The organism is Stutzerimonas stutzeri (genome assembly GCF_024448895.1).
Classification (GTDB): Bacteria; Pseudomonadota; Gammaproteobacteria; order Pseudomonadales; family Pseudomonadaceae; genus Stutzerimonas; species Stutzerimonas stutzeri_Q.
Genome location: NZ_JAMOIC010000005.1, coordinates 258,449 through 284,083, shown reverse-complemented (window position 1 = coordinate 284,083; position 25,635 = coordinate 258,449). Strand labels below are relative to the sequence as shown.

At 61.0% G+C, this 25,635-nt stretch carries 23 protein-coding genes; 9 read left to right on the top strand and 14 right to left on the bottom strand.

The window, feature by feature from the left end; all coding sequences use genetic code 11:
- The first annotated feature begins 65 nt into the window (after positions 1–65).
- From NA619_RS08690 to NA619_RS08670, 5 genes are all read left to right on the top strand, one after another.
- Positions 66–1,328, top strand: coding sequence for an OprD family porin (locus NA619_RS08690; protein WP_255961442.1), 1,263 nt, complete (start codon positions 66–68; stop codon positions 1,326–1,328).
- A gap of 34 nt (positions 1,329–1,362) precedes the next feature.
- Complete coding sequence (locus NA619_RS08685; protein WP_255961440.1) at positions 1,363–2,337, top strand: Bug family tripartite tricarboxylate transporter substrate binding protein; 975 nt, start codon at positions 1,363–1,365, stop codon at positions 2,335–2,337.
- Positions 2,338–2,398: 61 nt separating this feature from the next.
- A complete protein-coding gene (locus tag NA619_RS08680; protein ID WP_255961438.1) occupies positions 2,399–2,842 on the top strand; it encodes a tripartite tricarboxylate transporter TctB family protein in 444 nt (147 codons plus the stop codon).
- A 2-nt stretch (positions 2,843–2,844) separates the two neighbouring features.
- Positions 2,845–4,359, top strand: coding sequence for a tripartite tricarboxylate transporter permease (locus NA619_RS08675; protein WP_255961436.1), 1,515 nt, complete (start codon positions 2,845–2,847; stop codon positions 4,357–4,359).
- A gap of 1 nt (position 4,360) precedes the next feature.
- A complete protein-coding gene (locus tag NA619_RS08670) occupies positions 4,361–5,383 on the top strand; it encodes an AbrB family transcriptional regulator (protein ID WP_255961432.1) in 1,023 nt (340 codons plus the stop codon).
- A 54-nt stretch (positions 5,384–5,437) separates the two neighbouring features.
- On the opposite strand, the gene NA619_RS08665 is transcribed toward NA619_RS08670, so the two are convergent.
- The 4 genes from NA619_RS08665 to NA619_RS08650 all read right to left on the bottom strand — a co-directional run bounded on the left by NA619_RS08665 (position 5,438) and on the right by NA619_RS08650 (position 8,231).
- Positions 5,438–6,667, bottom strand: a complete 1,230-nt coding sequence (locus NA619_RS08665) for a nucleoside recognition domain-containing protein (RefSeq protein ID WP_255961430.1) — start codon at positions 6,665–6,667, stop codon at positions 5,438–5,440.
- A gap of 462 nt (positions 6,668–7,129) precedes the next feature.
- Complete coding sequence (locus tag NA619_RS08660) at positions 7,130–7,300, bottom strand: DUF1328 domain-containing protein (RefSeq protein ID WP_003282841.1); 171 nt, start codon at positions 7,298–7,300, stop codon at positions 7,130–7,132.
- 70 nt (positions 7,301–7,370) lie between these two features.
- A complete protein-coding gene (locus tag NA619_RS08655; protein WP_255961427.1) occupies positions 7,371–7,607 on the bottom strand; it encodes a hypothetical protein in 237 nt (78 codons plus the stop codon).
- Positions 7,608–7,787: 180 nt separating this feature from the next.
- Positions 7,788–8,231: a ferritin-like domain-containing protein gene (locus NA619_RS08650; RefSeq protein ID WP_255961425.1), complete on the bottom strand. Its 444-nt coding sequence runs from the start codon at positions 8,229–8,231 to the stop codon at positions 7,788–7,790.
- A gap of 309 nt (positions 8,232–8,540) precedes the next feature.
- On the opposite strand from NA619_RS08650, the gene algB reads away from it, so the two are divergent.
- The 3 genes from algB to NA619_RS08635 are packed head-to-tail and all read left to right on the top strand — an operon-like array spanning position 8,541 to position 12,114.
- Positions 8,541–9,887, top strand: a complete 1,347-nt coding sequence (gene algB / locus NA619_RS08645) for a sigma-54-dependent response regulator transcription factor AlgB (RefSeq protein ID WP_255829519.1) — start codon at positions 8,541–8,543, stop codon at positions 9,885–9,887.
- Positions 9,884–11,671: a KinB sensor domain-containing domain gene (locus NA619_RS08640; protein WP_255961422.1), complete on the top strand. Its 1,788-nt coding sequence runs from the start codon at positions 9,884–9,886 to the stop codon at positions 11,669–11,671. The genes algB and NA619_RS08640 overlap by 4 nt, the downstream gene beginning before the upstream one ends.
- A 35-nt stretch (positions 11,672–11,706) precedes the next feature.
- Positions 11,707–12,114: a DUF1330 domain-containing protein gene (locus NA619_RS08635; protein WP_255961410.1), complete on the top strand. Its 408-nt coding sequence runs from the start codon at positions 11,707–11,709 to the stop codon at positions 12,112–12,114.
- Between the two features lie 9 nt (positions 12,115–12,123).
- On the opposite strand, the gene NA619_RS08630 is transcribed toward NA619_RS08635, so the two are convergent.
- The 5 genes from NA619_RS08630 to NA619_RS08610 all read right to left on the bottom strand — a co-directional run bounded on the left by NA619_RS08630 (position 12,124) and on the right by NA619_RS08610 (position 17,192).
- Positions 12,124–12,900 carry an N-acetylmuramoyl-L-alanine amidase gene (locus NA619_RS08630; protein ID WP_255961408.1) on the bottom strand — a complete coding sequence of 259 codons (777 nt, stop codon included), beginning with the start codon at positions 12,898–12,900 and terminating at the stop codon, positions 12,124–12,126.
- Between the two features lie 144 nt (positions 12,901–13,044).
- Positions 13,045–14,874, bottom strand: a complete 1,830-nt coding sequence (locus NA619_RS08625; protein WP_255961406.1) for a diguanylate cyclase — start codon at positions 14,872–14,874, stop codon at positions 13,045–13,047.
- Positions 14,874–15,740, bottom strand: coding sequence for an endonuclease/exonuclease/phosphatase family protein (locus tag NA619_RS08620; protein WP_255961404.1), 867 nt, complete (start codon positions 15,738–15,740; stop codon positions 14,874–14,876). The genes NA619_RS08625 and NA619_RS08620 overlap by 1 nt, the downstream gene beginning before the upstream one ends.
- 6 nt (positions 15,741–15,746) lie before the next feature.
- On the bottom strand, positions 15,747–16,376 hold the full coding sequence (locus NA619_RS08615) for a thiol:disulfide interchange protein DsbA/DsbL (protein ID WP_255961402.1): 630 nt from the start codon (positions 16,374–16,376) through the stop codon (positions 15,747–15,749).
- A gap of 183 nt (positions 16,377–16,559) precedes the next feature.
- A complete protein-coding gene (locus tag NA619_RS08610) occupies positions 16,560–17,192 on the bottom strand; it encodes a c-type cytochrome (protein WP_255961400.1) in 633 nt (210 codons plus the stop codon).
- Between the two features lie 262 nt (positions 17,193–17,454).
- On the opposite strand from NA619_RS08610, the gene yihA reads away from it, so the two are divergent.
- On the top strand, positions 17,455–18,114 hold the full coding sequence (gene yihA, locus NA619_RS08605; RefSeq protein ID WP_255961398.1) for a ribosome biogenesis GTP-binding protein YihA/YsxC: 660 nt from the start codon (positions 17,455–17,457) through the stop codon (positions 18,112–18,114).
- 57 nt (positions 18,115–18,171) lie between these two features.
- Here yihA and gcvP read toward each other — a convergent pair whose 3' ends face one another.
- The 5 genes from gcvP to NA619_RS08580 all read right to left on the bottom strand — a co-directional run bounded on the left by gcvP (position 18,172) and on the right by NA619_RS08580 (position 25,618).
- Positions 18,172–21,048, bottom strand: a complete 2,877-nt coding sequence (gene gcvP / locus NA619_RS08600) for an aminomethyl-transferring glycine dehydrogenase (protein WP_255961396.1) — start codon at positions 21,046–21,048, stop codon at positions 18,172–18,174.
- Positions 21,049–21,154: 106 nt separating this feature from the next.
- The gene (gene gcvH / locus NA619_RS08595) at positions 21,155–21,544 is read right to left on the bottom strand and encodes a glycine cleavage system protein GcvH (protein WP_255961394.1); all 390 of its coding nucleotides are present in this window, start codon (positions 21,542–21,544) and stop codon (positions 21,155–21,157) included.
- Positions 21,545–21,622: 78 nt separating this feature from the next.
- The gene (gene gcvT, locus NA619_RS08590; protein ID WP_255961393.1) at positions 21,623–22,705 is read right to left on the bottom strand and encodes a glycine cleavage system aminomethyltransferase GcvT; all 1,083 of its coding nucleotides are present in this window, start codon (positions 22,703–22,705) and stop codon (positions 21,623–21,625) included.
- Positions 22,706–22,843: 138 nt separating this feature from the next.
- Entirely contained in the window at positions 22,844–24,460 is a 1,617-nt protein-coding gene (locus tag NA619_RS08585) for an ABC transporter permease (protein ID WP_255961392.1), read from the bottom strand.
- A 156-nt stretch (positions 24,461–24,616) separates the two neighbouring features.
- Positions 24,617–25,618 (bottom strand): extracellular solute-binding protein, encoded by a 1,002-nt coding sequence (locus NA619_RS08580; RefSeq protein ID WP_255961391.1) that lies wholly within the window; start codon positions 25,616–25,618, stop codon positions 24,617–24,619.
- Between the last annotated feature and the right edge of the window lie 17 nt (positions 25,619–25,635).

Here is a 25,635-nt window from a genome sequence, read left to right as displayed (position 1 = left end):
AGGTGGCTAGATCCACCTATACGGCCCATGGCCGTCACAACAAAAACAATAGTGGAGATTCTAGGATGCTGACTGCCGTCAGAACCAACCCTGCACATGCTCGTCTTGCCTTAGCAATCGCAGCTGCCTCGCTGGCGCCCTTGGCCCAGGCTGATTTCATCGAAGACAGCAGCGCGACCCTGCAAACCCAGAACATCTACCTCAATCGCGATTTCCGCGAAGGCGACGGCCAATCCAAACGCGAAGAATGGTCCCAGGGTTTTCTGCTCAATATCGAATCCGGTTTCACTGAAGGCACCGTGGGCTTTGGTCTCGATGCCATTGGCATGCTCGGCGTCAAGCTGGACTCGGGTGGCGGCCGCGCAGGCACTGACCTGCTTCCGGTCCAGGATGATGGCGGCACGCCGGATGAATTCAGCCGTCTCGGGCTGACCGCTAAAACCAGAATCTCCGAAACCGAGCTGCGCTTCGGCACGCATCTCCCGGAAATGCCGATTGTCACTGCGAGTGATAGCCGTACATTGCCGCAGTTATTCGAGGGAAGCACGCTGACTTCGCGGGACATCGAAAGCCTCACACTGATCGGTGGCCGCTTCGACAAAGTGATCGACCGCGCCTCCACCAATTCCCAGGAACTGCAGCTGAACAACAAGAACAGCCGCTTTTCCAGCGCCGCCGAAGCAGACCATCTGACCTTCGCCGGCGCCCGGTACGATTTCAGCGAAAAGCTCACTGGCACTTACTACGCTGCCGAGCTCGATGACATCTATCGCCAGCATTTCTTCAATCTGCAGATGGCGCACCCGCTCGGCGAAGAGTCGGCGTTGACCGCCGACCTGCGACTGATGATCAGCGACGACACCGGCGCAGCAAACGCCGGCAAGATCGACAACCAGGCCTGGAACGGCATGGTCGGCTACAGCCTCGGCGGCCACAAGCTCAGCCTCGCCTACCAGCAGATGCGCGGCGACACCGGCTACGCTTACGTCGATGGCAGCAATCCCTATCTGGTCAATTTCGTGCAGATCAACGATTTCGCCAACGCCGACGAACGTTCCTGGCAGGCGCGCTACGACTACAACTTCGCATCCCTTGGGATCCCCGGCCTGACCTTTCTCACCCGCTATGTTTCCGGCGACAACGCCGAATACGCCGGCGGCAGCAATGGCAGCGAGTGGGAGCGCGACATCGAACTCAAGTACGTGGTGCAGACCGGCCCGCTGAAGAACGTGGCCGTGCGCATGCGCAACGCCATGTTTCGCTCCGACTTTGCTCGCGATGCCGATGAAAACCGCCTGATCGTCAGTTACAGCCTGCCGATCTGGTAAAGCCGCTCACAATAAGAAACAGAAGGAGACACACATGAAAACTGCAATGCGTCGTTTCGCCCTGCTCTCGACCTGCCTGATGCTTTCCAGTCAGTTGATGGCCGAACCCAAGCGCCCCGAGTGCATCGCCCCCGCCAAGCCCGGCGGCGGTTTCGACCTGACCTGCAAGCTGGCCCAGAGCGGCCTGAAAGACGGTGGTCTGCTCAAGTCGCCCATGCGTGTGACCTACATGCCCGGCGGCGTGGGCGCAGTGGCCTACAACGCGGTGATCGCCCAGCGCGCCTCGGATCCGGCGACCATCACGGCGTTCTCCAGCGGCTCGCTGCTGAACCTGGCGCAAGGCAAGTTTGGTCGCTATGACGAAACCAACGTGCGTTGGCTGGCAGGCATCGGCACCGATTACGGCGCCATCTCGGTCCGCGAAGATGCGCCCTATCAGGACCTCGACGACCTGATTGATGCAGTCAAGAAAGACCCCAGCAGCGTGGTCTTCGGCGCTGGCGCCACCATCGGCGGCCAGGACTGGATGCAGACCGCGCTGATCGCCCGCGCCGCTGGCGTGGATCCGAAAAAGCTTCGTTATGTCGCCTTCGAAGGCGGCGGTGAAACCCTCACTGCCATGCTCGGCGGCCACGTTCAGGTCACCAGCAGCGGCCTGGGCGAAGTCGCCCCCCAGCTCGAAGCCGGCAAGATCCGCATCCTCGCGGTGCTGTCCGATGATCGTCTGCCGGGCAAGATGTCCGAAATCCCGACCGCAAAGGAACAGGGCTACGACATCAGCTGGCCGGTGATCCGCGGCTTCTACATGGGCCCGGAAGTCAGCGATGAGGACTTCAACTGGTGGAAGACCCAGTTCGACACGCTGCTGGCCGATGAGGATTTCGCCAAGCTGCGCGAACAGCGCGATCTCTTCCCTCTATCGATGACGGGCGATGAGCTCAAGGAGTTCGTCAACAAGCAGGTCGTCGATTACAAGGCACTCGCTGCCGAGTTCGGCCTGGTCAAGTAACGCCCTGCCCGCTGCGGCTTCCAGAAGTACGCCGTAGCGGGCCCCTCCCGAGGTAACCACCATGTACGTTCGTGTCTTTGCCGCGGTGTGGCTGCTCGCCTGCGCCGGCCTCGCACTGCTCGCCTGGGGTTTCGAGGCTCCCTTTGCCTACGACCCGGTCGGCCCGCGCGCTTACCCGCTACTGCTGCTGTTCCTCATGGCCTGCGGCGCACTCTGGCTGCTCTGCAAACCACACGGCGATCCGACACCGGCGTTCGACTGGACGATGGCCCGACGCGCCGCGCTCTGCGTGCTGGTGCTGTTGGCTTATTCGCTGCTGTTCGAAGTGCTCGGCTTCGTGATCACCACTGCACTGGCCACGTTCGCCCTGGGCCTGCTGTTCAACGGACGCCTGGTGCCCTGTCTGATCAGTGGCGTGCTGATGGGCGTGTTGCTCTACGGCCTGTTTGACCTGTCGCTTGACGTACCACTGCCGCTCGGCGTGCTGCGCTTGCTGGAGAGCTGAAAATGGAAACCTTGAATTTCTTGTGGCAGGGCTTCGATGTCGCGACGCGACCGACTAACCTGCTGGTGGCGCTGTTCGGTGCCTTTGTCGGCACCATCGTAGGCCTGCTGCCGGGTCTCGGCCCGATCAACGGTGTGGCCCTGCTGTTGCCGCTGGCGTTTGCGCTTGGTCTGCCGCCGGAAACGGCGCTGATTCTGCTGGCGGCGGTCTATCTGGGTTGCGAATACGGCGGACGCATCTCGGCGATTCTTCTCAACGTCCCCGGCGACGCTGCAGCGGTCATGACCACCCTGGACGGCTACCCGCTGGCGCGTCAGGGCAAGGCGGGCATCGCGCTGTCGCTCTCGGCGGTCAGTTCGTTCATGGGCAGCATCATCGCCACCTGCGGCGTCGTGCTGTTCGCCCCGCTGCTGGCGAAGTGGGCCGTCGCATTCGGCCCCGCGGAGTACTTCGTGCTGATGATTTTCGCCATTGCCTGCCTCGGCGGCATGGTCGGCGATAAACCGGTGAAAACCCTGATGGCTGCATTGATCGGCCTCGGGCTCGCCACCGTGGGCGTGGACTCGACCACTGGCGTCTACCGCTTCACCTTTGGCAGCGTCAGCCTGTCGGACGGCATTCAGTTCGTCATCGTGGTGATCGGCTTCTTCAGCGTCAGTGAAGTCCTGCTGATGCTGGAAAAGACCCACAGTGGGCAGAAAGCGGTCAAGGCCAGCGGACGTCTGCTGTTCAACTTCAAGGAGTTCTGCTTCACCTTCTGGACCATGGTGCGCAGCGCCCTGGCCGGTTTCGTCATCGGTACTCTGCCGGGTGCCGGCGCGACCATCGCAAGCGCCATGACCTACATGAGCGAAAAGCGCATGGCCGGCGACAGCGGTAAGTTCGGCGAAGGCGACCTGCGTGGCCTGGCCGCTCCGGAAGCCGCCAACAACGCCTCTGCCTGCGGCTCGCTGATCCCCATGCTGACCCTCGGTGTACCGGGCTCGGGCACCACTGCGGTAATGATCGGCGCGCTGACGCTGTACAACATCACGCCCGGCCCGCTGTTGTTCGAACAGCAGCCCGACGTTGTGTGGGGCCTGATCGCCTCGCTGTTCATCGGCAACGTCATCCTGCTGGTAATGAACATCCCGCTGGTCGGGCTGTTCTCCAAGATGCTCAGCGTGCCCAACTGGGTGCTGGTGCCGGCAATCACCGCGATCAGCGTGGTGGGCGTCTACTCGGTGCACAGCACCACCTTCGATCTGGTGCTGATGGTTGGCCTCGGGGTGTTCGGTTACCTGCTGCGCAAGCTGGAATTCCCGTTGTCGTCACTGATTCTCGGCTTCGTTCTTGGCGAGATGATGGAAGACAACCTGCGCCGCGCTCTGTCGATCTCGGCGGGCGAGCTGGGCATTCTCTGGGGCAGCCCGATCACGCTGATACTCTGGGCCATGGCTGCGCTGATGCTGGCGATGCCGGGTCTGCGCTGGTGGCGTCAGCGTCGCCGCGCCAAGTTGAACGAAGCACAGGCCTGATATGCCGCGCCAGCTTCCGGGATGGTGGGCGACGCCTCTGGTCGGCGCTCTCGGCGGCTGGTTGGCAAGCCTGGCGAACTGGCCGCTGCCCTGGATGGTTGGTTCGCTGCTGGCGGTCATTGCAGTGCGCTGCAGTGGCTGGCTGGTCAAGGAAGTCCCCCGCGGACGGCAGACCGGCCAGTGGTTGATCGCCAGTGCCATCGGCCTGCATTTCACCAGTGAAGTTCTGCAGCAGGTGCTCGAGCATTTCGGTGTGATCCTGGCCGGCGCGCTGGGTACCTTGCTGCTGAGCCTGATCGGTATCTTCATTCTCCTACGCAGTGGCATGGATCGCGCCACGGCGTTCTTTTCCAGCATGCCGGGCGGCGCCAGCGAGATGGTCAACCTGGCCAACCGTCATGATGCTCAGCCGGCAATGGTCGCGGCGGCACACAGCATGCGTTTGTTGCTGGTGGTGCTGATCATCCCTGCGCTGTTCACCTGGAGCCTGCCACCGGTTGACGCACCAGCACCGGCACCGGTCAGCTGGCCATGGCTGGCCGTGCTGCTGCCAGCTGGCGCGTTGCTGGCAATGCTGTGGAAACGACTCGGTCAGCCAAACCCCTGGATGCTCGGCCCGTTGACCGTGTGCGCTGCTGCCAGCGCACTGTTCGATCTTCATCTGGGAATGCCGGAAGGCATCGGCCAGCTTGGCCAGTGGCTGATCGGCTGTTCGCTGGGCTGCCACTTCGACCGAGCATTCTTTCGCAGCGCGCCGCGCTTCATGCTGAGAATTTTGCTGTTCACGCTATTGGCCATGCTCGCCGCAGCGGGCCTGGCCGAGATGCTGGGCTGGGCCGCTACGCTCGATCAGACCTCGTTGATGCTTGGCATGATGCCCGGCGGTATCACCGAGCTATGCCTGACGGCCGAAGCGTTACAGCTGTCCGTGGCGCTGGTAACGGCGCTGCAGGTGCTGCGGCTGTTTATGGTGATGTTCCTAGCCGAGCCGTTGTTTCGGCTCTGGCAACGAGCCACTCTTTAACCCGCCGCCTGGCGGGTTCTTTTTGCCGAAAGGCCGTGGCTCGGCTGCATCGCTTCAACCAAAGAACCAGTAGCACACCAGTATCGCGGCGATGATTCCGGCAAAGTCTGCCGCCAGGGCGCATCCAACCGCGTGCCGTGCACGCTGGATCCCCACCGCGCCAAAATAAACGGCCAGCACATAGAAGGTCGTCTCGGTGCTGCCCTGCACTGTCGCCGCGACCAACGCTGGAAAGCTGTCGACACCCTGGCCCTGCATGGTCTCGATCAGCATCGCGCGCGCAGCACTGCCCGAGAAAGGCTTGACCAGCGCGGTCGGCAGCGCATCGACGAAACGGGTGTCCCATCCAAGCACCTCAACCAGCCAGCGAATGCCGTCCAGGCCGAAATCCAGCGCGCCGGAGGCGCGGAACACACCAATGGCGCACAGCATGGCGATCAGATAAGGAAGCAGACTTTTGGCGACGTCGAAACCTTCCTGGGCCCCTTCGACGAAGCTTTCATAGACCGGCACCTTGCGCAGCGCCCCGACGATCAGAAAGGCGATGATCAGGCCGAACAGCGTGAGATTGCCGAGCAATGATGACATCGACGAAAGCGCAGTGGCCGAAAGCCCCGCCAGCAGCGCCATGAAACCACCCAATAGCAGCGCACCGGGCAGGAGATAGGCGAGTACCACCGGATCCCAGAATCGCAGGCGCTGTACCAGGGCGACTGCAAGAAGCCCCGCCAGCGACGAAGCGCTGGTCGCCAGCAATATCGGCAAAAAAACCAGCGTGGGGTCCTCTGCGCCTTGCTGCACGCGATACATGAAAATGGTCACTGGCAGCAGAGTCAGGCCTGAAGTGTTGAGCACCAGGAAAAGGATCTGAGCGTTACTGGCAATGTGCGGCGTGGGATTAAGCTCCTGCAGCGCCCGCATCGCCTTCAAGCCGATCGGCGTAGCGGCATTGTCGAGGCCCAGTCCGTTGGCTGCGAAATTGAGCGTGATCAGTCCCAGCGCTGGATGCCCGGCGGGCACTTCAGGCATTAACCGGCTGAACAGCGGACCCAGCAGGCGCGCTAGCTTTTCGATCATGCCGGCCTTTTCAGCGATGCGCAGAAAACCGAGCCACAGAGTAAGCGTGCCGAACAGCACGATCATGATTTCCACAGCCAGCTTGGCCATGGCGAACAGGCTCTCGACCAGTGCGGCGAACACTGCGGGGTCACCGCCCACCAGCCAGCGCGACAGAGCAGCTACCGCTGCGACCAGGAAAAAGCCCAGCCAGAGGCCGTTGAGCATGTTTTTCTCCAATGAAAGTCTGCGCGCGATGATAGCGGCGCAACTGGAGAACAGCCACGAACAGACCGGAACGGTCGGTGGATAAGGGGGCTAATCAGACAGGCGACACGCGAAAACATCTCGATGCGCGAGATGAATAACCGAGCCCAGGAGATATAGAAGGAGGGGAAAAGCTGAGATGCATATCAAGACTGCAGACCGAAGGTGGACAGCCCACCTTCGGTTGCTTTCGCCGAACCCGGTCCGCTAAGGAGGTACTCCATGTACCCCTAGGTCGCTCCATTCAACAGAGCGTCCCGACCCCTTGGCTCCCCCGCTACTGGGGGCTGATGAGTACTCGTAGATAACGAATCATCTCAGTCCTGCAAGCCTCCGCCGTGTGGCGAAAGCCTAGAATAATGGCGTCCCGTCCGTGTCGCTTCCATGAAGTCGCAGCCGCCCTCACGGGCGGCATCACTAGCGTCAAACGCGCGGACCGCGGCCTCGTCCAAAGATCAGCGATGCTACGAACAGCACCAAGAACACGACGAACAGGATCTTCGCGATACCGGTCGCAGTGCCAGCAATACCACCGAAGCCCAGAACTGCAGCGATGATGGCAATGATCAGGAATGTAATAGCCCAACTCAGCATGGTGTAACTCCTCTTCGGTTCAAGACATCTTTAGCGGGACCGATAGCTGCATCAGCTCGCGGATATACCACTAGAAAACCCAACGTTGCTCAGACCGCGCCTGCACATAATCAATCGTCTTCGGGGTAGGCCCGGTTTGCACGATCCCTACTGGTTGAGCGTCATACATGCGGATTCGTTCCGCTGACTCGTGCTGTGTCTGGCTGAGCGGTTCCGACATCGGTTGCTCGGCGCCCACGATCAGCGTGACTACAGCTGCGGTAAGAAACCCTTTGCCAACCAGTGAGAAACGTGTCTGACGATTCATCCTCAACTCCTTCTAAGCATGCAGTGCATGTCTGTCTTGTCAGTACTGTTGCAGGCCTCGTGCCAGCTGCTGAGTATCTATTTTTTCCTTTTAAATCAATAAGTTCGATTTACCTTCAGTGGCTTCGTCAATTTATATTGCACGATGCCTGCAATTGCGCCGGGCGATTTGCACGACGGACTAATCCCCACGCTTGGCACCACCATGGTTCAGCTTGTGGATACGCTCATGACAGGCTCGGATTTTGGGTAATTCGATCGCCAGCAATGCCCTTACATCAGGCTCAGCCGTGCTCAGTGCATCTTCGAACGCCGCGAGGATTCGCTCCTCGGTCTGATCGAGCTGGTCGATGTAGACGGCGTCGGCGTTACCTAACCGTGCCTTGGTGTCGGCGTAGACTTCACGCAGCTTGCCGGTTGCGGTGCCGCCTTGCGCCGGCTGCTCCTGATTAGCCGCAACCTTCACCGATAGCGCCTGGATGATGTGGGTCTTGGATTGCGCCATATCCCTGAATAGGTGCTGCAGCTCGACGTCCTTCACGACCTCAAGAGCGTGTTGATAGAAATGCTGTCCGTCGCGGGTGATCTCGATGAGCTCGTTGAGATGAGTCGTTTTCTGGTTCATGGGTCCTCCGGGAATGCAGATGCGATACGCCGGGAAGCGGCGGTTCGCGCGTTTGGCTCTGCTACATTCGCAAGCCCCATGCCAGCGCCCGGATCCGCCTCATGCGTTATCTTTCAAACACTTGAGTGGCCGCTCCGCTTGCCATGTGATTGCATGGTGCGGGAAAGCCGCTTACAGACCGTGCAACTTGCAAGGCTTTGCGTAGACTAATGCAGGCGCTGGCGCATACTCATCTCAGCGCCGATGTGCCGAGACCGATCTCGACTCACTCGCCAAACATCTAAAACGCCTTTGCCTGATGGAGCCTTCATGGATCAAACGACCGACGCCGGTGGCCGCATTCTCCTGGTAGATGACGAGGCCGCGATCCTGCGTACCTTCCGCTACTGCCTGGAGGACCGTGGCTATACGGTGGTCACTGCGGCCAGCGCCTCGCAGGCCGAAGCGATCCTGCAACGCCAGGTATTCGATCTGTGTTTCCTCGACTTGCGCCTCGGTGAGGACAATGGGCTCGACGTGTTGCAACAGATGCGCGTCCTGGCGCCCTGGATGCGCGTCGTGATCGTCACGGCTCACTCGGCCGTGGATACAGCGGTGGATGCAATGCAGGCCGGTGCGGCGGATTATCTGGTCAAGCCATGCAGCCCCGAGCAATTGCGCCTGTCGGCCGCCAAGCAACTGGAAGTGCGCCAGATGGCCGCCCGACTGGAAGCATTGGAAGGCGAAGTGCAGAAGCGCAGCGATGCCCTCGGCTCCCATAGTCCGGCCATGATGAACGTGCTCGAGACTGCACGGCAGGTAGCCGATACCGATGCCAATATCCTGATCCTCGGCGAATCGGGAACGGGTAAGGGCGAACTATCACGCGCCATCCACAACTGGAGCCGTCGCGCGAAGAAGGCGTTCATCACCATCAACTGTCCTTCGCTGTCGGCAGACCTGATGGAAAGCGAGCTCTTCGGGCACAACCGTGGTGCCTTCACCGGGGCCACCGAAAGCACCCTGGGGCGCGTTAACCAGGCTGATGGCGGTACGCTGTTTCTCGACGAGATCGGCGACTTTCCCATGGCATTGCAGCCAAAGCTGCTGCGCTTCATTCAGGACAAGGAATACGAGCGCGTCGGTGACCCGGTCACGCGCCGGGCGGATGTGCGCATCCTTGCGGCGACCAACCTGAACCTTGAGGAAATGGTCCGCGAAGGAAAATTCCGCGAAGACCTGCTCTATCGCCTGAACGTCATCACCCTCAACCTGCCCCCCATGCGCGAGCGGCCGGAAGATGTACTGACCCTGGCCGAGCGATTCCTGGCTTTCTTCGTTAAAAGCTATGGTCGCCCTGCGCGCGGGTTCAGTGATAACGCCATCGCAGCGCTCAAAGCCTACCGCTGGCCTGGCAACGTGCGTGAGCTGCGCAACGTTGTGGAACGCGCCAGCATCATCTGTCCGCAACCGATGATCGAGGTTACTCACCTGGGACTGGCCGATCACAGCATCAGCAACGCCCCGCGTATCGGTGAGGCGCTAAGTCTGGAAGAGTTGGAAAAAGTGCATATTTCCGGCGTCTTGAGCACCAGCGACACCCTTGAGCAGGCCGCCCGAATCCTCGGCATTGACGCCTCGACGCTCTATCGGAAACGTAAGCAATACGGCCTATGAAACTGCAAATGAAGCTGAGAACCCGCCTTTTTCTAGGCTTCTCGGCGCTGATGACCGTCGCGCTTCTCGGTCTGTTACTGGCGCTGGTCAGCGTGGTACAGATGGCCAAGAGCCAGGAAAAACTCATCCGCGACAACTTCGGCGTCATCGAAGTCAACCAACAGCTGCGGCACGCACTCAATAATCACCTGTTGTTACTCGTTCAAGACCAGGGTGACGTTGCCGCTTTCAACCAGAATCGCGACGCTTTCCAGGCAGCGCTTTCTCGTGGGCTGGCGCAGGCGCCGCGTCCGGCTGACCGGGACGCGTACCAGGTAATTGCCGAGGCCTACGCGAACTTTCTAAGCGAGCTGGGAACACCCTCAACCGCCAATAACACGCTGCTCGAAGACAACCCGCTCGGTCAATCCTTCAGCCGCGTGCGCGAGCTAATGGTCGAGATGCAGCAGAGCGCCTACGACCAGATCCGCGATACCGAGATCCGTAGTCGTGAACGGGCGCAGCTACTGGCGGGACTGCTCGGCCTCACCGGGATTGCAGTGTTGCTGATCGGCTTTGTCACCGCACATAGCTTTGCCCGGCGCTTCGGCGACCCGATCGAGCAGCTCTCCAGCGTCGCTGATCAGATCGGACGCGGCGATTTCAACATCGATCTGCCGACATCACCCATTGCCGAGCTGTCCTCGCTGATACGACGCTTCGGCCTGATGGCGCAGGCGCTGCATGACTTCAAGCAAACCAATGTCGAGGCACTGGTAGATGGTCAGCAACGTCTGCAGGCGTTGCTCGACAGCATTGATGATGGCCTGCTGATCGTTGACCGACAGGGCCGCCTGGAGCATGCGAACCCCGTCGCGCAGCGCCAACTGGCGTGGGAAACCGAGCACCTTGGCTCCACACTGGGCCAGGCCCTCGGCTATCCGGAGCTGGACGAAGCGGCCCAGCAGGTTCTGGACGACAAGTCGCTGTCGGCGCCGCCGGAAGATCTGGTCATCGAAGCCGACGGCGAACGTCGATTGCTCTCATGGCGGATGAGCCCGGTCAATCATCACGACGGCCGTATCAGCGGCGCGGTAATGGTGCTTCACGACGTCACCGATCAGCGCACCTTCGAGCGCGTACGTAATGAATTCGTCCTGCGCGCCTCCCACGAATTGCGCACTCCGGTCACCGGAATGCAGATGGCATTCAGCCTGCTACGTGAGCGCACGAAATACCCCGACAACAGCCGCGAGGCGGACCTGTTCAGCACCGTCCATGAAGAGATGCAGCGACTGGTCACCCTGATCAACGACCTGCTGAATTTCTCTCGATACCAGAGTGGCCAACAGAAGCTGGAGCGCGAGCCTTGCGACCCGTCGCAGCTGCTCGAACAAGCCAGGCAGCGCTTTCAGGCGGCTGCGCTGCAGAACGATATCGACATCAAGCTGGAACTGCAGACGCCGCTGCCGAACCTGCTGCTGGACCGGCAACAAATGGAACGAGTGCTGGATAATTTGCTCAGCAATGCGCTCCGGCATACCCCGGATGGCGGCGAAATCCGCTTGCTCGCGCGACATCACGGCGAGCGGGTCATTCTTAGCGTCGAAGACAATGGGGAAGGCATTCCTTACAGCCAGCAGGCCAGGATATTCGAGCCCTTCGTGCAGATCGGCCGCCGTCGCGGGGGCGCCGGACTGGGCCTGGCCTTATGCAAGGAAATCGCTCAGCTGCATGGTGGTCGGATCGGCGTGCATTCACGGATCGGCCACGGCACCATCTTCTATATCGCCCTGCCGATCTGAGCCAGGCAGGGCTGGAAGAACAACAAGGAGCCTCCATGCCCAGCCTCAACCCCAGCGCCGATCAATTGAAAAGGTTCGCCGAGCAGATGCCCGCCGGCGAGCCGATCATCATGCTCAACCTGTTGCGCTTCAACGCTGATGCGGCCTACCCAGCCGAATGCGGCCACACGGCGTGCTCGGGCAAAGAAGCCTATGCACGGTACAGCCGGACTGCGTTGCAGAAGGTTCAGGCAGCCGGTGGCGCTGTTGAGAGCATGGCTCAGGCGCGCGCGGCGCTGATTGCGCCTGAACAGGAAAGCTGGGACGAAGTGCTTTTGGTGCGCTACCCCTCTCCAGAGGCCTTTCTGGCAATGCTGGCCGACGCGGAATATCAGGCCGCAACGGTCCACCGCACCGCAGCCCTGGCCGACTCCCGGCTGATCGCGTGCACACCCCGTCGCTGAGGCGAAACCTCAGCTCGCAGCATTGAGCACCGCTAGCATCGCCGCCGTTTCGGCATCCGGCTCACCATCGAATCGTCCAGGCCGGTATTTCATCTGGAATGCAGCGATAACATTGCGGGTTTCCAGATCCAGGTAACCGTGCTCTGGAACCTTGTAGCCCTGACGGGCCAGTTGCGACTGGAACCAGGCGACATCCGGCATGGCCGCCGCGAACACGCTTTGCTGGCGAGCCACTGTCGCGGCGTCAGGCCAGGGCATCAGGCCAGCGTCGGCCAGCCGCTTCCAGGGAAACAGAGGGCCCGGATCGACTTTGCGCTGCGGAGCGATGTCGCTATGGCCGATGATGGCGCCCGGCTTCAAGCCGTTACGCTGCATGATGTCTTTAAGCAGCACGATAAGTGCATCGATCTGCTCATCGGAGTAGGGATACCAGAGACGCCCTTGCGCACCTTCGACATAGCCGCGGTTGACCAGCTCGATACCGATGGAGCTGGAATTGAGCCAGGTGCGGCCGTTCCATTGGCTTTCGCCAGCGTGCCAGGCCCGACGATTCTCATCGACCAGCCGGTAAATGGTCGCCGGCGACTCTCCGATCAGGTAGTGGCTGCTGACATCGCTGCCCTTGAGAATGTCGAGCGACCGCTGCAAGTCACTGGACGTGTAGTGGATGACGATGAACTGGGCGCGGCTGTCCTGACCAAGCGACGTATAGCTGGTATCGATACGCGGACCGCTGGAACAACCAGCAAGCAACAACAGGATTGCGGCGGAAATCAGGGCTTTCATTAGGCACCTCTGGTCGACAGCAAGATGACGCAGACTTTGCGCAGGTGATTCGGGCGAGACGCCCGGACGGCCACGTCTAGATCGCGGCGCAGATGTAGGGTGCGGATTATAGCGAGGCGACCAGCGAGCTCCCAGAGCGTCTGGTCAGCCCATCTCTATCCGATTGCGACCCGCGCCCTTGGCTCGGTAGAGCGCCTGGTCGGCACGCTCGAACACGTTTTCGGCGACGTCCTTCACAGCGAAGTTGGCAAGTCCACCCGATAGCGTGACCTCGATTCGCGCACCCTTGAAGTGAAACGGGCACTCCTGAATACCCGAGCGTAGACCGTCAAGCACCTTCAGGCCCGCATCAACAGGGGTTTCAGGCAGCAGCAGCGCGAACTCTTCGCCGCCGAAACGAGCTATGAAATCAGTCTTGCGCAGCCGTCTGCGCAACTCGTTGGCGATGATCTTCAGCACCCGGTCACCGGCCAGGTGTCCGAAACTGTCATTGATACGCTTGAAGTGGTCGACATCGAGTACAGCCAGCAGCAGCTGACCGCCGTAACGCTGTTGACGCGCCACTTCCAACTCCAGCCGCTCGTCCCAGGCCGCGCGGTTTGGCAGGCCGGTAAGCGGGTCCTGCAATGCCTTCTGCCGCTGTTCTTCAAGGTGCTCGCGCATCCCGGTCGCGGCATGCTCCAGGCTGGCGACGCGCTCGACCAGCGTACTGAGGCGCTCGCTCAACTGTTGCTCTTGCTCACCGCGCTGACGCTGGTAGGCGTCAACGGTCTCCAGCAGCCCGTCGAGGCGTACTTGAACTGCCTGTTTAAGGCTTGGCAGATCCTTGGCCCCGAGCATGCTGTCCTGCAAACCACCCACCTGCTGGCGAAGCTCTTCATCCAGCGCCTGGGCTGACTCCTGGCTCTGGACGTGCCCTTCACGGGCCGCGCTGAGGCTGTCCTGCATGGTCGCCAGGCGTTCATTGAGCAGCTTCAGGTAGCTCTCGAACTCGCGCTGCCCCTGATCCGCGACGGCAACCATCAGCTGAGCCAGGTCATCCAGCACGGGCACAAGTTCGTACCAGTTCAGCCCGCGCTCGATTCGGTCACGCAGCGCCTGTACCTGAGGCTGCTGATGCTCGGGCAGTTGCAAATCATCGAGCAGCCCGAACAGCGTTGATTCGACTCGCTCGGCAATGGCGCTGTATGCCTGCTCGGGCGACGGCGGCAACTGATACGGATCCGTCGCAGAGGTTTCAGACGGGGCCAGCGACTGCGACTTTTCTGTTACAGGCTCCAATGAGACGGCATCGGAGGAAACAAGCGGCGGCGCCGGCTGGATTGAAGCGGGAGCGGCCTCCTCAAGCATTTCAAGCGCGGCTATCGATTCCGAGGCTTCAGGCGCTTCGTCCGCAATGGCCCGGGAAGGCTGTACCTCCACCTCCGAACCCGGCACAGCCTCGGCGGTACGCTCGCGATGGCCGAACAGCCGGCCCAGCAAGCCAACCGAGTTCGAGCCGCCCGCCTGCTGGGCAGAAAGTGCCTGACTCTGAAAGTCCCCAAGCTCACTCAACAGTCCTGGCAGCTCACGCGACTGGGCGGCTCTCTCACCGAGCCCGCGGGTAAATTTCTTGAGTGGTTTGCGAATCTCGTTGGGCAATGGTAGGTCGAGCAGCTGCGACGCCAGACGATCAAGCGCCTCTGTCAGTCGCTGAAGCCGTTCCTGCTTGCTACGTTCGGTATCCAAAACCGCTCGCTCGAGCCGCGGTACCAGCGCACCCAGGCGGTCATCCTGTACTTCATCACGCAGCACATCACGCAATTCACGCATGCACTGCTCGACGGCCGGATCTGCCCCGTCGACCGCAAAGCTGCTGCGCACCAAGCTGCGGCGAAGCAGGTCCAGGCGGGTATTCCAGCGGCCTTCAAGCTGCTCCTGCTGCTCCAGTGAGAGGAGATACTTCTCTTTCCAGCGTTGTGCGTCGTCGCTCATCACGTCCCATCCATAGGTACAGGCAATGCACTGCCATGCAGCGCATCGGGCAAGCGGATCTCCACGGCAACCGGCAGGTGATCCGAGCTGGCTTGGCCCAACACATCGACGCGTTCGAGGGTAAGACTTGGGCTCAGCAGAATATGGTCCAGACAGCGCTGCGGACGCCAGCTGGGGAAAGTTGCTTCGATCTGAGGTGCCTGCAAACCGAGATCGCGTAGTGGCGAATGTTCCAACAGATCACTGGCATGGGTGTTCATATCACCCATCAGGATCTGGTGCCGGTAGCCACCGATCAGCTCGCGGATATACGCCAGCTGACGCGTACGCGCACCGCCACCCAGTGCCAGGTGCATCACCACAACCACGAGCGCATCCTCGCCCTCGCCGAAACGCAACAGAATTGCTCCGCGTCCGGATGGGCCAGGCAGCGGGTGATCCTCCAGCCCGTGCGGCTCCAGCCTGCTCAGCACGCCGTTGCTGTGCTGAGCGAAGCGGCCGAGGTTACGATTCAGCTGCTGATACCAGTAAGGAAATGCTCCCAGCTGGGCAAGGTGTTCGACTTGATTGACGTAGCCGGAGCGCATGCTGCCGCCATCGGCTTCCTGCAATGCCACCAGATCATAGTTGCCAAGCAGCTCGCCGATTCGCTGCAGATTTCCGGCTCGCCCGGTATGCGGTAGCAAGTGCTGCCAGCTACGGGTCAGATAGTGGTGGTAGCGCTCCGTACTGATGCCGACCTGGATATTGAAGCTGAGCAGGCGCAGCCGGCCATTGCACGGCAGGCCGCTGGCGTCCAGGCATTGAGGATTGACCCGCGTTTGCCTGGGGCCAGCCAGGCGCGGAGAACTCCAGCGGCGAAGCATCCGCGCTTACCGGGCGGCGCGTTCTTTTTCGATCAGGAAATCCGCAACTTCAATCGCTCGCTCCGGACCGCCCGCCGAACCGATATCAAAGCGATATTTGCCGTTGACTACCATCACCGGCACGCCGGTGATCTGATAGGCCATTCCCAGCTTCTTTGCCTGCTCGGCGCGGCTTTTCACCCCAAACGAGTTATAGGCTTTAAGAAATGCCGCCTTATCAACGCCATGGCCTTCCACCAGCTCGGCCATCTTTTCCGGCGTCTCCAGCTTGTTGCCGTCGCGGTGATAGGCATTGAACACAGCGTCATGGACATCCTGCTCGACGTTCATGGACTCAAGGGCAAGGAACATCTGCCCATGAACATTCCAGGCACCGCCGAACATGGCCGGTACGCGCTTGAAATCGACGTCATCCGGCAATTCCTTTACCCAGGGATTGATGATCGGTTCGAACTGGTAGCAGTGCGGGCAGCCATACCAGAACAGCTCCACCACCTCGATCTTCTCCGGCTCGGCTACCGGGACCGGATTCTTGAGCTCGACATACTCTTTGCCCGCCTGAAATTCAGCCGCGTGAGCTGCCATGCCGAACAGACTGGCGGTAGCGAGGACGGCGCTAAGAACGAGTTTACGCATGGTGACTCCCTTGTAAGGTACGGCTGAGCGTTATCGCCACAGGCTGCAACAAATAATGTCTGCTCGCCAGCGCTTTCCGACGCTTTTCAATATCTTGACAATCATTATAGCGAGGCCAGAAATAAAAAAAGGGCGTTCAGGCTCACGCCATGAACGCCCTTTGCAGGCTGATCGCTCAGGCGATCAGTGCAGGCCCTGGATGTAGCTCGACAGGGCTTCGATGTCCTTGTTGCTCAGCTTGGACGCAATGGTGCGCATGATCATCGTGTCACCGTCATTGGTGCGGTTGCCTTCACGGAAGTCGGTCAGCTGCTTCGCCGTGTAAGCGGCATGCTGGCCTCCAAGATGCGGGAAGCCTGCCAGCTCGTTGCCGACGCCGTTCGGTGCATGGCAGCCAGTGCACGCTGGCATTCCATCTTCAACCTTGCCGCCGCGGAACAACTTTTCACCCTGCGCGACCAGCGCCGGGTCAGCCATGCCGATGGTTAGCTTTTGACTGGCGAAGTAGGCTGCGATGTCGGCCAGGTCCTGATCGCTGTAGGGATCGAGCATGCCGGTCATTTCCAGCACCTTGCGGCCTTCACCTTCCGGTGCGCCCGGCTTGCTGCCGGCCTTGATGTCCTGAAGCTGCTTGAACAGATAGCTCTCGCCTTGACCTGCCAGCTTGGGGAAGTTTGGTGCGGCACTGTTGCCGTCGGCACCGTGGCAAGCGCCACAGACTGCAACCTTTTCCTGACCGGCTTCGGCGTTTCCAGCCGCGTGGGCGATACCGGTGATGCCAAGGGTCAACAGCAGACTCACGAGTACTTTGTTCATCAGCTCATCCAACTACGGCTAAGGGTTTAAAAGGAATCTCTTATTCGGCATCCATGCCCGTTCAGGCCATGAGATTGCTCGTTAGATGGCGGCTTTGGGCCTGCCGTACGAACGGTGCAATCGACCGCCAGGGCAGCCATTGAATCCGTTGCAGGGGGCTCGTTGAAGACCAAAGCGCACACAAAATCTGCGGCATTATATACTGGCGCTACTGAAACGGAAATGAACCATTGCCGCACCCCGCGCACTCACCGGAAAGCCCATGCTCCCCAAAAACCCGATTCTCGGCCTCTGCCAGCAAGCCACCTTCATGACCAGCGCCGCCAAGGTCGATCAATGCCCGGCAGACGAGGGACTCGAAGTCGCGTTTGCCGGCCGGTCGAATGCGGGCAAATCCAGCGCGATGAACACCCTGACGCACGCCAGCCTCGCCCGCACCTCGAAAACCCCGGGCCGTACCCAACTGCTCAACTTCTTTCGCCTGGATGACAACCATCGGCTGGTCGACCTGCCCGGATATGGCTACGCGAAGGTTCCGATCCCGCTGAAGCAACATTGGCAACGCCACCTGGAAGCCTACCTAAGCAGCCGGGAAAGCCTCGCAGGCGTATTTCTGATGATGGACATTCGTCATCCGCTGACCGAGTTCGACCGGATGATGCTCGACTGGTCCAACGCTAGCGAAATGCCGCTGCACATCCTGCTGACAAAGTCGGACAAGCTGGCCTTTGGCGCGGCGAAGAATGCGCTTTTGGCGATCCAGCGCGATATCCGTAAAGGCTGGGGTGATAGCGTCAGTGTTCAGTTGTTCTCTGCCCCGAAACGCCAGGGCGTCGAAGAAGCACAGCTGGTCCTGGCGCAATTGCTGGGGATGATCGGCGACGGCAACGGTGAGGACACGAGCGAGCAGCCAGAAGGCTGAGCCCGAGTTACCAAAAGCCGCCCGCTCTGCGCCACGGCGCGGAGCGGGCGGCGTTTTTCATTCCCGGTAATCGTCGACCGGAACGCAAGCGCAGAACAGGTTGCGGTCACCGAACACGTTGTCGACCCGATTGACCGCCGGCCAGTACTTATGTGCTTGGGCATGAGCGCTCGGCGTCACGCCTTCGGCAATGCTGTAGGGTCGGTCCCAGGCATGCGTCACATCAGCCAGGGTGTGCGGCGCGCGCACCAGAGGATTGTTATCAGCTGGCCAGCCGCCGTCCTGTACCTTGGCGATCTCGGCACGAATGCTCAACATTGCCTCGACGAACCGGTCCAACTCCGCCTTCGATTCGCTTTCGGTCGGCTCGATCATCAGCGTGCCCGGCACCGGGAAGGACATGGTCGGCGCGTGGAAACCGTAGTCGATCAGACGTTTGGCAACATCCTCCTCCGTAATGCCGGTCTGCGCTTTCAATGGACGCAGGTCGATAATGCACTCGTGGGCGACTCGTCCGTTGCGGCCGCTGTAGAGAACCGGGAAGGCACCATCCAGACGCATCGCCAGGTAGTTCGCACTGAGGATCGCCACCTCGGTGGCATCGCGCAGCTGCGGCCCCATCATCGCGATGTACATCCAGCTGATTTGCAGGATGCTGGCGCTACCCCAGGGAGCAGCGCTCACCGCGCCGTTTTCAGGGTTCGGGCCTTGAAGCTCGATCACCGGGTGATTGGCGACGAAAGGCGCCAGGTGGGCCTTGATGCCAATCGGCCCCATGCCCGGGCCACCACCGCCATGAGGAATGCAGAAGGTCTTGTGCAGGTTCATGTGCGAGACATCGGCGCCGATGTCAGCCGGGCGCGCCAGCCCCACCTGGGCATTGAGGTTGGCGCCGTCCATGTAGACCTGGCCGCCCTGGGCATGAATGGCCTCGCAGATCTCGCGAATTCCCTCTTCGTAGACGCCGTGGGTCGACGGATAGGTGATCATCAGGCAAGACAACTTGTCGCCCGCTTCAGCAGCCTTGCGCTTGAGGTCTTCAAGATCGACGTTGCCGGCCTTATCGCACTCGACGATGACGACACGCATGCTGACCATCTGTGCTGAAGCCGGATTGGTGCCGTGCGCCGACGACGGAATCAGGCAGATATCACGCTGCCCGTCACCGCGGCTCTCGTGGTACTTGCGAATCGCCACGAGGCCGGCGTATTCGCCCTGAGCGCCAGAGTTGGGCTGCATCGATATCGCGTCGAATCCGGTAATGGTGCAGAGCCAGGCTTCCAGCTCTTCGATCATCAATTTATAGCCCTGCGCCTGCTCCTGCGGTGCGAAAGGATGCAGGTTGGCAAATTCCGGCCAGGTGATGGGGATCATCTCGCTGGTCGCGTTCAGTTTCATGGTGCAGGAACCGAGCGGAATCATCGCCTGATTGAGGGCCAGATCCTTGTTCTCGAGCTGCTTGAGGTAGCGCAGCATCTCGGTTTCGCTGTGGTGGGTATTGAACACCGGATGGGTAAGATAGCTGCTGCCGCGCTGCAGTTCGACCGGGATGCCGCTGGCAATCTCGCCGGCATCAAGCGTGGCGATGTCCAGCCCATGATCCGCTCCGAGGAACACGGCCAATAGCTGCTCGACCGTCGCCTCGTTACAGGTTTCATCGAGGCTGACGCCCAATCTGCCGCGCCCGAGGATACGCAGATTGATTCGCGCCGCACGGGCGCTTTCCAGAATCGCAGCCTGCGCACCGCCAACGTCGAGCGTAAGGGTGTCGAAGAAATTCCGGTTGATACGCTTGATGCCATGTTGCTCGAGTGCGCTGGCCAGAATCGACGTCAGCCTATGGGTGCGCTGGGCGATGCGCTTGAGCCCCTCAGGACCGTGATAGACCGCGTAGCAACTGGCTATGTTGGCCAGCAGCACCTGGGCCGTACAGATATTGGAGTTGGCCTTTTCGCGGCGGATGTGTTGCTCGCGGGTCTGCAGTGCCATGCGCAGCGCGGTATTTCCGCGGGCGTCCTTGGAGACCCCAATGATGCGACCCGGCATTGCCCGCTTGAAGGCATCGCGTGTCGCGAAGTACGCGGCATGGGGGCCGCCGTAGCCCATCGGCACACCGAAGCGCTGGGTCGAGCCGAGTACTACATCCGCGCCCAGCTCGCCGGGCGGGGTCAGCAACAGCAGGCTGAGCAAGTCCGCTGCGACGCAGGCAAGCGCCTGCGTGCCATGCAGCGCATCGATGACCGGGCGCAGATCGCGGATCTCGCCGTGAGTGTCGGGATACTGTAGCAACGCTCCAAAGACGTCCTGCGACGCGGCGTCCTCCAGCGCACCCACGACCAGCTCGAAGCCGAACGCTTCGGCACGCGTCTGCACGACCGACAGTGTTTGCGGATGGCAATTTTCATCGACGAAGAACGTGTTGCTCTTGCTCTTCGCCATGCGTCGCGCCAGCGTCATGGCTTCGGCAGCCGCGGTGGCTTCATCTAGCAGGGACGCGTTGGCCAGGTCGAGGCCAGTGAGGTCGATGGTCAGCTGCTGGAAGTTAAGCAGCGCCTCCAGACGACCTTGGGCGATTTCCGGCTGATAGGGCGTATAAGCGGTGTACCAGCCCGGGTTTTCCAGCACGTTGCGCAGTATGACTGGCGGCGTGATGGTGCCGTGGTATCCCATACCGATCAGGCTGGTCCAGAGCTGGTTTTGTTCAGCGTAACCGCGCAGCCGCGCAAGGGCTTGCTGCTCATCCAGCGCTGGCGGCAGCGCGAGTTCGCCCTGCAGACGGATCGCCGGCGGCACGGTTTGCTCGACCAGCTGTTCGCGACTGGCCAACCCCAGCGCGTCGAGCATGGCTTGCTGCTCGGCCGCATCGGGTCCGAGGTGACGACGCAAAAAAGCGTCAGGCTGCTGAAGCTGGGAAAGGCGCGGTACCTGTGACATCACTGCTCTCTCAAGAAATGAAAAAGCCCCGGCATCCAGATCGCGGAAAAAACGAGCGACTCGTTTTCCGCGACCTGCATTACGGGGCTTTCAAAATGGGGAACGCTTAGGCGTCGGCGTCGCAGGAGGCTTTGTAGCCTTCTGCATCGAGCAGCTTGTCCAGCTCTGCAGCATCACTCGGCTGAAGACGGAAGAACCAGCTGCCGTAGGGCTCGCCGTTGACCATTTCTGGCGAATCGGTGAGCTGCTCATTGATGGCAACCACTTCTCCGGAAATTGGCGCGTAGATGTCCGAAGCAGCCTTGACCGATTCCACTACACCGGCCTGTTGGCCGGCCGTCAGCTGCTGGCCAACCTCAGGAAGCTCCACAAAAACCACGTCGCCCAGTGCTTCCTGGGCGTGATCGGAGATACCGACAGTCACACTGCCGTCCGTTTCGAGGCGGGCCCACTCGTGGCTGGCGGCGTAACGCAGATCGCTGGGGATGTCGCTCATCTGTATGTCCTCAAAAAAGCTGTCGGTTTGCGCGCAAGCGGGCTAAGCCACCCGCTGACATGAAGCAGTCGGCCGAATTTACACCAGTACTTTGCCGTGGCGCACGAAAGTCGGCTGCACCACGCGCACGGGATACCACTTGCCACGAATTTCCACCTCAGCACGATCACCGGTGCCCGCCGGGACGCGTGCGAGCGCGAGCGCCTTGCCAAGCGTAGGCGAAAAGCTGCCGCTGGTGATCTCGCCATCGCCAATACCGTTGACGCGAACAGGCTGATGGGCTCGCAATACGCCGCGCTCTTCGAGCACCAGCCCCACCAGCTTCGGTACGTCGCTCTGCGCTTTTTCTGCTTCCAGAGCGGCTCGGCCGACGAAATCGCGCGCGGCCGGCTCCCAGGACACAGTCCAACCCATGTTCGCCTGCAGTGGCGAGACATCTTCGGTCATGTCCTGTCCGTAAAGATTCAGACCGGCCTCGAGCCGCAGCGTGTCCCGCGCGCCCAATCCGATTGGGGAAATGCCGGCCCCGACCAACTCACTGAGAAAGTCCGGCGCCTGTTCGGCTGGCAGGATGATTTCCAGGCCGTCCTCACCGGTATAGCCGGTGCGCCCTATGAACCAGTCACCTGCTGCCCGGCCATTGAACGGCTTCAGTTCATGGATGAGCGCAGCCCGTGGCTGATCGACCAGCTCGGCAGTCTTGGCTCGCGCATGCGGCCCCTGGATGGCAAGCATCGCCAGTTCGGGACGCTCGCTGACTTCAACGGCGAAGCCTTGAGTCTGCGCCTGCATCCAGGCCATATCCTTGTCTCGGGTACTGGCGTTGACGACCAGCCGATAGCCCCAGTCGGTGAAGTAGACGATCAGATCATCTACCACCCCGCCACGCTCGTTGAGCATTGCGGTATAGAGCGCTTTGCCCACTTGTCCGAGCCGGCTCACGTCGTTGGCGAGCAAGCGCTGAAGATAGGTTCTGGCGTCCGGACCGGCAACATCTACGACCGTCATGTGGGAAACGTCGAATACCCCACAATCACGTCGCACCTGGTGATGTTCTTCTACCTGAGAGCCGTAATGCAGCGGCATGTCCCAGCCGCCGAAATCGACCATTTTCGCGCCAAGTGCGAGGTGCTGATCATAGAGGGGAGTACGCTGACCCATGGGTTTCTCCTTCCGGGCAGGTCGCCGAAGCGGCGGGGTGAAGCTTATTAGAGCCGGACAGCGGGTCCGACGATTTTTGGATGGCGCGCATTGTAGCCCCAAGGTTGTGACAGGTCACGGTGAGGCGATGGAGCGCGCCTAGCCGATCCGCCTCGCCGAACGGCGAATAAGCAGAATGACCGGCAACAGGCCGACCAGCACCAGCGTCAGCGCAGGCAGGGCAGCACGCGCCCATTCGCCCTCGCTGGTCATCTCGAAAATCCTGACCGACAGCGTGTCCCAGCCGAACGGCCGCATCAGCAACGTGGCTGGCATTTCTTTCAATACGTCGACGAATACCAGCAATGCGGCGCTCAACGTGCCGGGCAGCAGCAGGGGCAGGTAAACCCGAAAGAACAGCGCCGCCCCGCCCACTCCCAGGCTGCGCGATGCCTGAGGCAGTGACGGGCGGATCCGCGCCAGCGCATTTTCAAGCGGACCGAACGCCACCGCCATGAAGCGAATCAGATAGGCCAGCAGCAGCGCGCCGAGGCTGCCGAGCAGGATTGGCTTGGCACTGCCGCCAAACCATGCCGACAGGGGAATGACCAGTTCGCGGTCCAGATAGCTGAATGCAAGCATGATCGACACCGCCAGCACCGAGCCCGGCAGCGCGTAGCCCAGATTTGACAAGCCAACCGCTGCCTTGACCGAACGTACGGGCGCCTGGCGTCGAGCAAAGGCCAACAGTAAAGCTACAGCGACCGTGATGAATGCTGCCAATCCGCCCAGGTAAAGCGTATGAAGGATAAGCCCGGCGTAGCGCTCGTCGAGGTCGAAACGTCCGCGCTGCCAGAGCCAGACCAGCAACTGCAGCATCGGGATGACGAAGGCGCAGAGGAACACTAGCCCACACCATCCGGCGGCTGCCGCGGCCTTGAAACCAGTCAGGCGATACAGCGCTCCCGAGCGCGCCCGGTCATTGGCAGGCCTGGCCGCGCCACGGGCGCGACGCTCGCCGTAGAGCACCAGCATTACAGCCAGTAACAACAGGCTGGCCAGCTGCGTCGCGCTGGTCAGGCTGAAAAAACCGTACCAGGTCTTGTAGATCGCGGTAGTGAAGGTATCGAAATTGAACACCGCCACGGCGCCGAAATCAGCCAGCGTCTCCATCAGCGCTAGGGCCAGTCCAGCCCCAATCGCCGGTCTCGCCATCGGCAGCGCAACGCTCCAGAACGCCTTCCACGGCGAATGGCCGAGCACCCGCGCCGCCTCCATGAGCCCCTTGCCCTGAGCCAGGAATGCCGAGCGGGCGAGCAGGTAAACGTAGGGATAGAAAACCAGCACCAGTACGGTAATCACACCGCCAGTGGAGCGAACCCGAGGAAAGCGTACGCCGCTGCCGAACCAGTCCCGCGCAAGCGTCTGCACGGGACCTGAGAAATCCAGCAGGCCGATGAACACGAATGCCAGCACATAGGCGGGGATCGCAAAGGGCAGCATGAGCGCCCAATCAAGCCAGCGGCGGCCTGGGAACTCACACAGCGAGGTCAGCCAGGCAAGGCTGACGCCGAGCACTGTCACGCCTACCGCAACACCGAGGACCAACGTCAGGGTGTTGCTTAACAGACGGGGCATTTGCGTCTGCCAGAGGTGCGACCAGATAGCGGTATCGACATCGCCCCAGCTGAATAGCAGGACGCTCAGCGGCAGCAATACCAGCGCGGCGACTGCAAAGGTGATGGGGTACCAACGGCGCTCAACGGGGTGGGACACGCAAGCCTCGGATGCAGAAAAACAAACGCCCCCGGCAGGCCGGGGGCGTCGAGTATAACGGCAGAGCAAGCTGCAAGCTGGCTGGCGGTCAGCGCGGAGCAGAGGTTTTTCCTTGCCAGTCGCTTTTGCTTGCAACCTGTGCCTCGCCGCTACCCTTTAGTTCCAGCCAGCGCGGTCCATCAGCATGATGGCTTCGGCCTGCCGCTTTCCGGCAACTTCGACCGGGATGGTGTCCGCCTTGAAATCACCCCATGCAGCAACTTCCGAGGAAGGCTCCACATCCGGGTTGGCAGGAAACTCCATGTTGATATCCGCGAAGATCTTTTGCGCTTCCGGTGTGGTCATCCACTCAACCAACTTCTGCGCAGCCTCCCGGTTAGGCGCGTGCTTGGTCAGGCCAATGCCCGAAAGATTGACGTGGACGCCGCGATCGCTCTGGTTCGGCCAGAACAGCTTGGCTTTCAGCTCAGGGTTCTGCGCGTGCAGACGACCGAAGTAATAGGTATTGACGATCCCGACGTCGCACTGCCCCGCGTCGACCGCCTGGACCAGCGCCGTATCATCGGCAAATACGTCGGTAGCCAGATTGTTCACCCAGCCCTTGATGATCTCTTCGGTCTTCTTGGCGCCGTGGGTCTCGATCATGGTGGCGGTCAGCGACTGGTTGTAAACCTTCTTGCTGGTGCGCAGGCACAGACGGCCTTCCCAATTTTTGTCCGCCAGCGCCTCATAGGTCGTCAATTCGTTCTGCTCGACACGATCAGGCGAGTACACGATTGTCCGCGCGCGCAAGGACAGGCCGGTCCAGGCGTCAGTAGACGAACGATACTGAGCGGGGATGTTGTCTTTGACCACTTGGGATTCCAGAGGCTGGAGAATGCCCATTTCCTCGGCCTGCCATAGGTTGCCGCCGTCTACTGTCAGCAGCAAGTCCGCGGGCGTGTTCTCGCCCTCGGCCTTGATACGGGCCATGAGCGGTGCTTCTTTATCGGTGATGAACTTGATGTTGACGCCTGTCTTGGCCGTGTAGGCATCGAATACTGGCTTGATCAGCTCGTCGATACGCGAGGAGTAAACCACTACTTCATCGGCAGCCTGCACAGCGCTCGACAGCGCAGTGAGCGCGAAAGCGGCGAGTAAACCTTTGCTTGCCTGCATGGATCAGCCTCTTATCA

What these genes read in the sequence shown, in the direction of transcription:
- gcvT (WP_255961393.1), bottom strand. Translation starts at nt 22,705, where the DNA reads ATGGGTCAGCGTACTCCCCTCTATGATCAGCACCTCGCACTTGGCGCG.
- NA619_RS08685 (WP_255961440.1), top strand. Translation starts at nt 1,363, where the DNA reads ATGAAAACTGCAATGCGTCGTTTCGCCCTGCTCTCGACCTGCCTGATG.
- NA619_RS08635 (WP_255961410.1), top strand. Translation starts at nt 11,707, where the DNA reads ATGCCCAGCCTCAACCCCAGCGCCGATCAATTGAAAAGGTTCGCCGAG.
- NA619_RS08650 (WP_255961425.1), bottom strand. Translation starts at nt 8,231, where the DNA reads ATGAACCAGAAAACGACTCATCTCAACGAGCTCATCGAGATCACCCGC.
- NA619_RS08655 (WP_255961427.1), bottom strand. Translation starts at nt 7,607, where the DNA reads ATGAATCGTCAGACACGTTTCTCACTGGTTGGCAAAGGGTTTCTTACC.
- NA619_RS08610 (WP_255961400.1), bottom strand. Translation starts at nt 17,192, where the DNA reads ATGAACAAAGTACTCGTGAGTCTGCTGTTGACCCTTGGCATCACCGGT.
- NA619_RS08660 (WP_003282841.1), bottom strand. Translation starts at nt 7,300, where the DNA reads ATGCTGAGTTGGGCTATTACATTCCTGATCATTGCCATCATCGCTGCA.
- NA619_RS08580 (WP_255961391.1), bottom strand. Translation starts at nt 25,618, where the DNA reads ATGCAGGCAAGCAAAGGTTTACTCGCCGCTTTCGCGCTCACTGCGCTG.
- NA619_RS08670 (WP_255961432.1), top strand. Translation starts at nt 4,361, where the DNA reads ATGCCGCGCCAGCTTCCGGGATGGTGGGCGACGCCTCTGGTCGGCGCT.
- NA619_RS08625 (WP_255961406.1), bottom strand. Translation starts at nt 14,874, where the DNA reads ATGAGCGACGACGCACAACGCTGGAAAGAGAAGTATCTCCTCTCACTG.
- yihA (WP_255961398.1), top strand. Translation starts at nt 17,455, where the DNA reads ATGCTCCCCAAAAACCCGATTCTCGGCCTCTGCCAGCAAGCCACCTTC.
- gcvH (WP_255961394.1), bottom strand. Translation starts at nt 21,544, where the DNA reads ATGAGCGACATCCCCAGCGATCTGCGTTACGCCGCCAGCCACGAGTGG.
- NA619_RS08665 (WP_255961430.1), bottom strand. Translation starts at nt 6,667, where the DNA reads ATGCTCAACGGCCTCTGGCTGGGCTTTTTCCTGGTCGCAGCGGTAGCT.
- NA619_RS08675 (WP_255961436.1), top strand. Translation starts at nt 2,845, where the DNA reads ATGGAAACCTTGAATTTCTTGTGGCAGGGCTTCGATGTCGCGACGCGA.
- algB (WP_255829519.1), top strand. Translation starts at nt 8,541, where the DNA reads ATGGATCAAACGACCGACGCCGGTGGCCGCATTCTCCTGGTAGATGAC.
- NA619_RS08690 (WP_255961442.1), top strand. Translation starts at nt 66, where the DNA reads ATGCTGACTGCCGTCAGAACCAACCCTGCACATGCTCGTCTTGCCTTA.
- gcvP (WP_255961396.1), bottom strand. Translation starts at nt 21,048, where the DNA reads ATGTCACAGGTACCGCGCCTTTCCCAGCTTCAGCAGCCTGACGCTTTT.
- NA619_RS08640 (WP_255961422.1), top strand. Translation starts at nt 9,884, where the DNA reads ATGAAACTGCAAATGAAGCTGAGAACCCGCCTTTTTCTAGGCTTCTCG.
- NA619_RS08615 (WP_255961402.1), bottom strand. Translation starts at nt 16,376, where the DNA reads ATGCGTAAACTCGTTCTTAGCGCCGTCCTCGCTACCGCCAGTCTGTTC.
- NA619_RS08630 (WP_255961408.1), bottom strand. Translation starts at nt 12,900, where the DNA reads ATGAAAGCCCTGATTTCCGCCGCAATCCTGTTGTTGCTTGCTGGTTGT.
- NA619_RS08620 (WP_255961404.1), bottom strand. Translation starts at nt 15,740, where the DNA reads ATGCTTCGCCGCTGGAGTTCTCCGCGCCTGGCTGGCCCCAGGCAAACG.
- NA619_RS08680 (WP_255961438.1), top strand. Translation starts at nt 2,399, where the DNA reads ATGTACGTTCGTGTCTTTGCCGCGGTGTGGCTGCTCGCCTGCGCCGGC.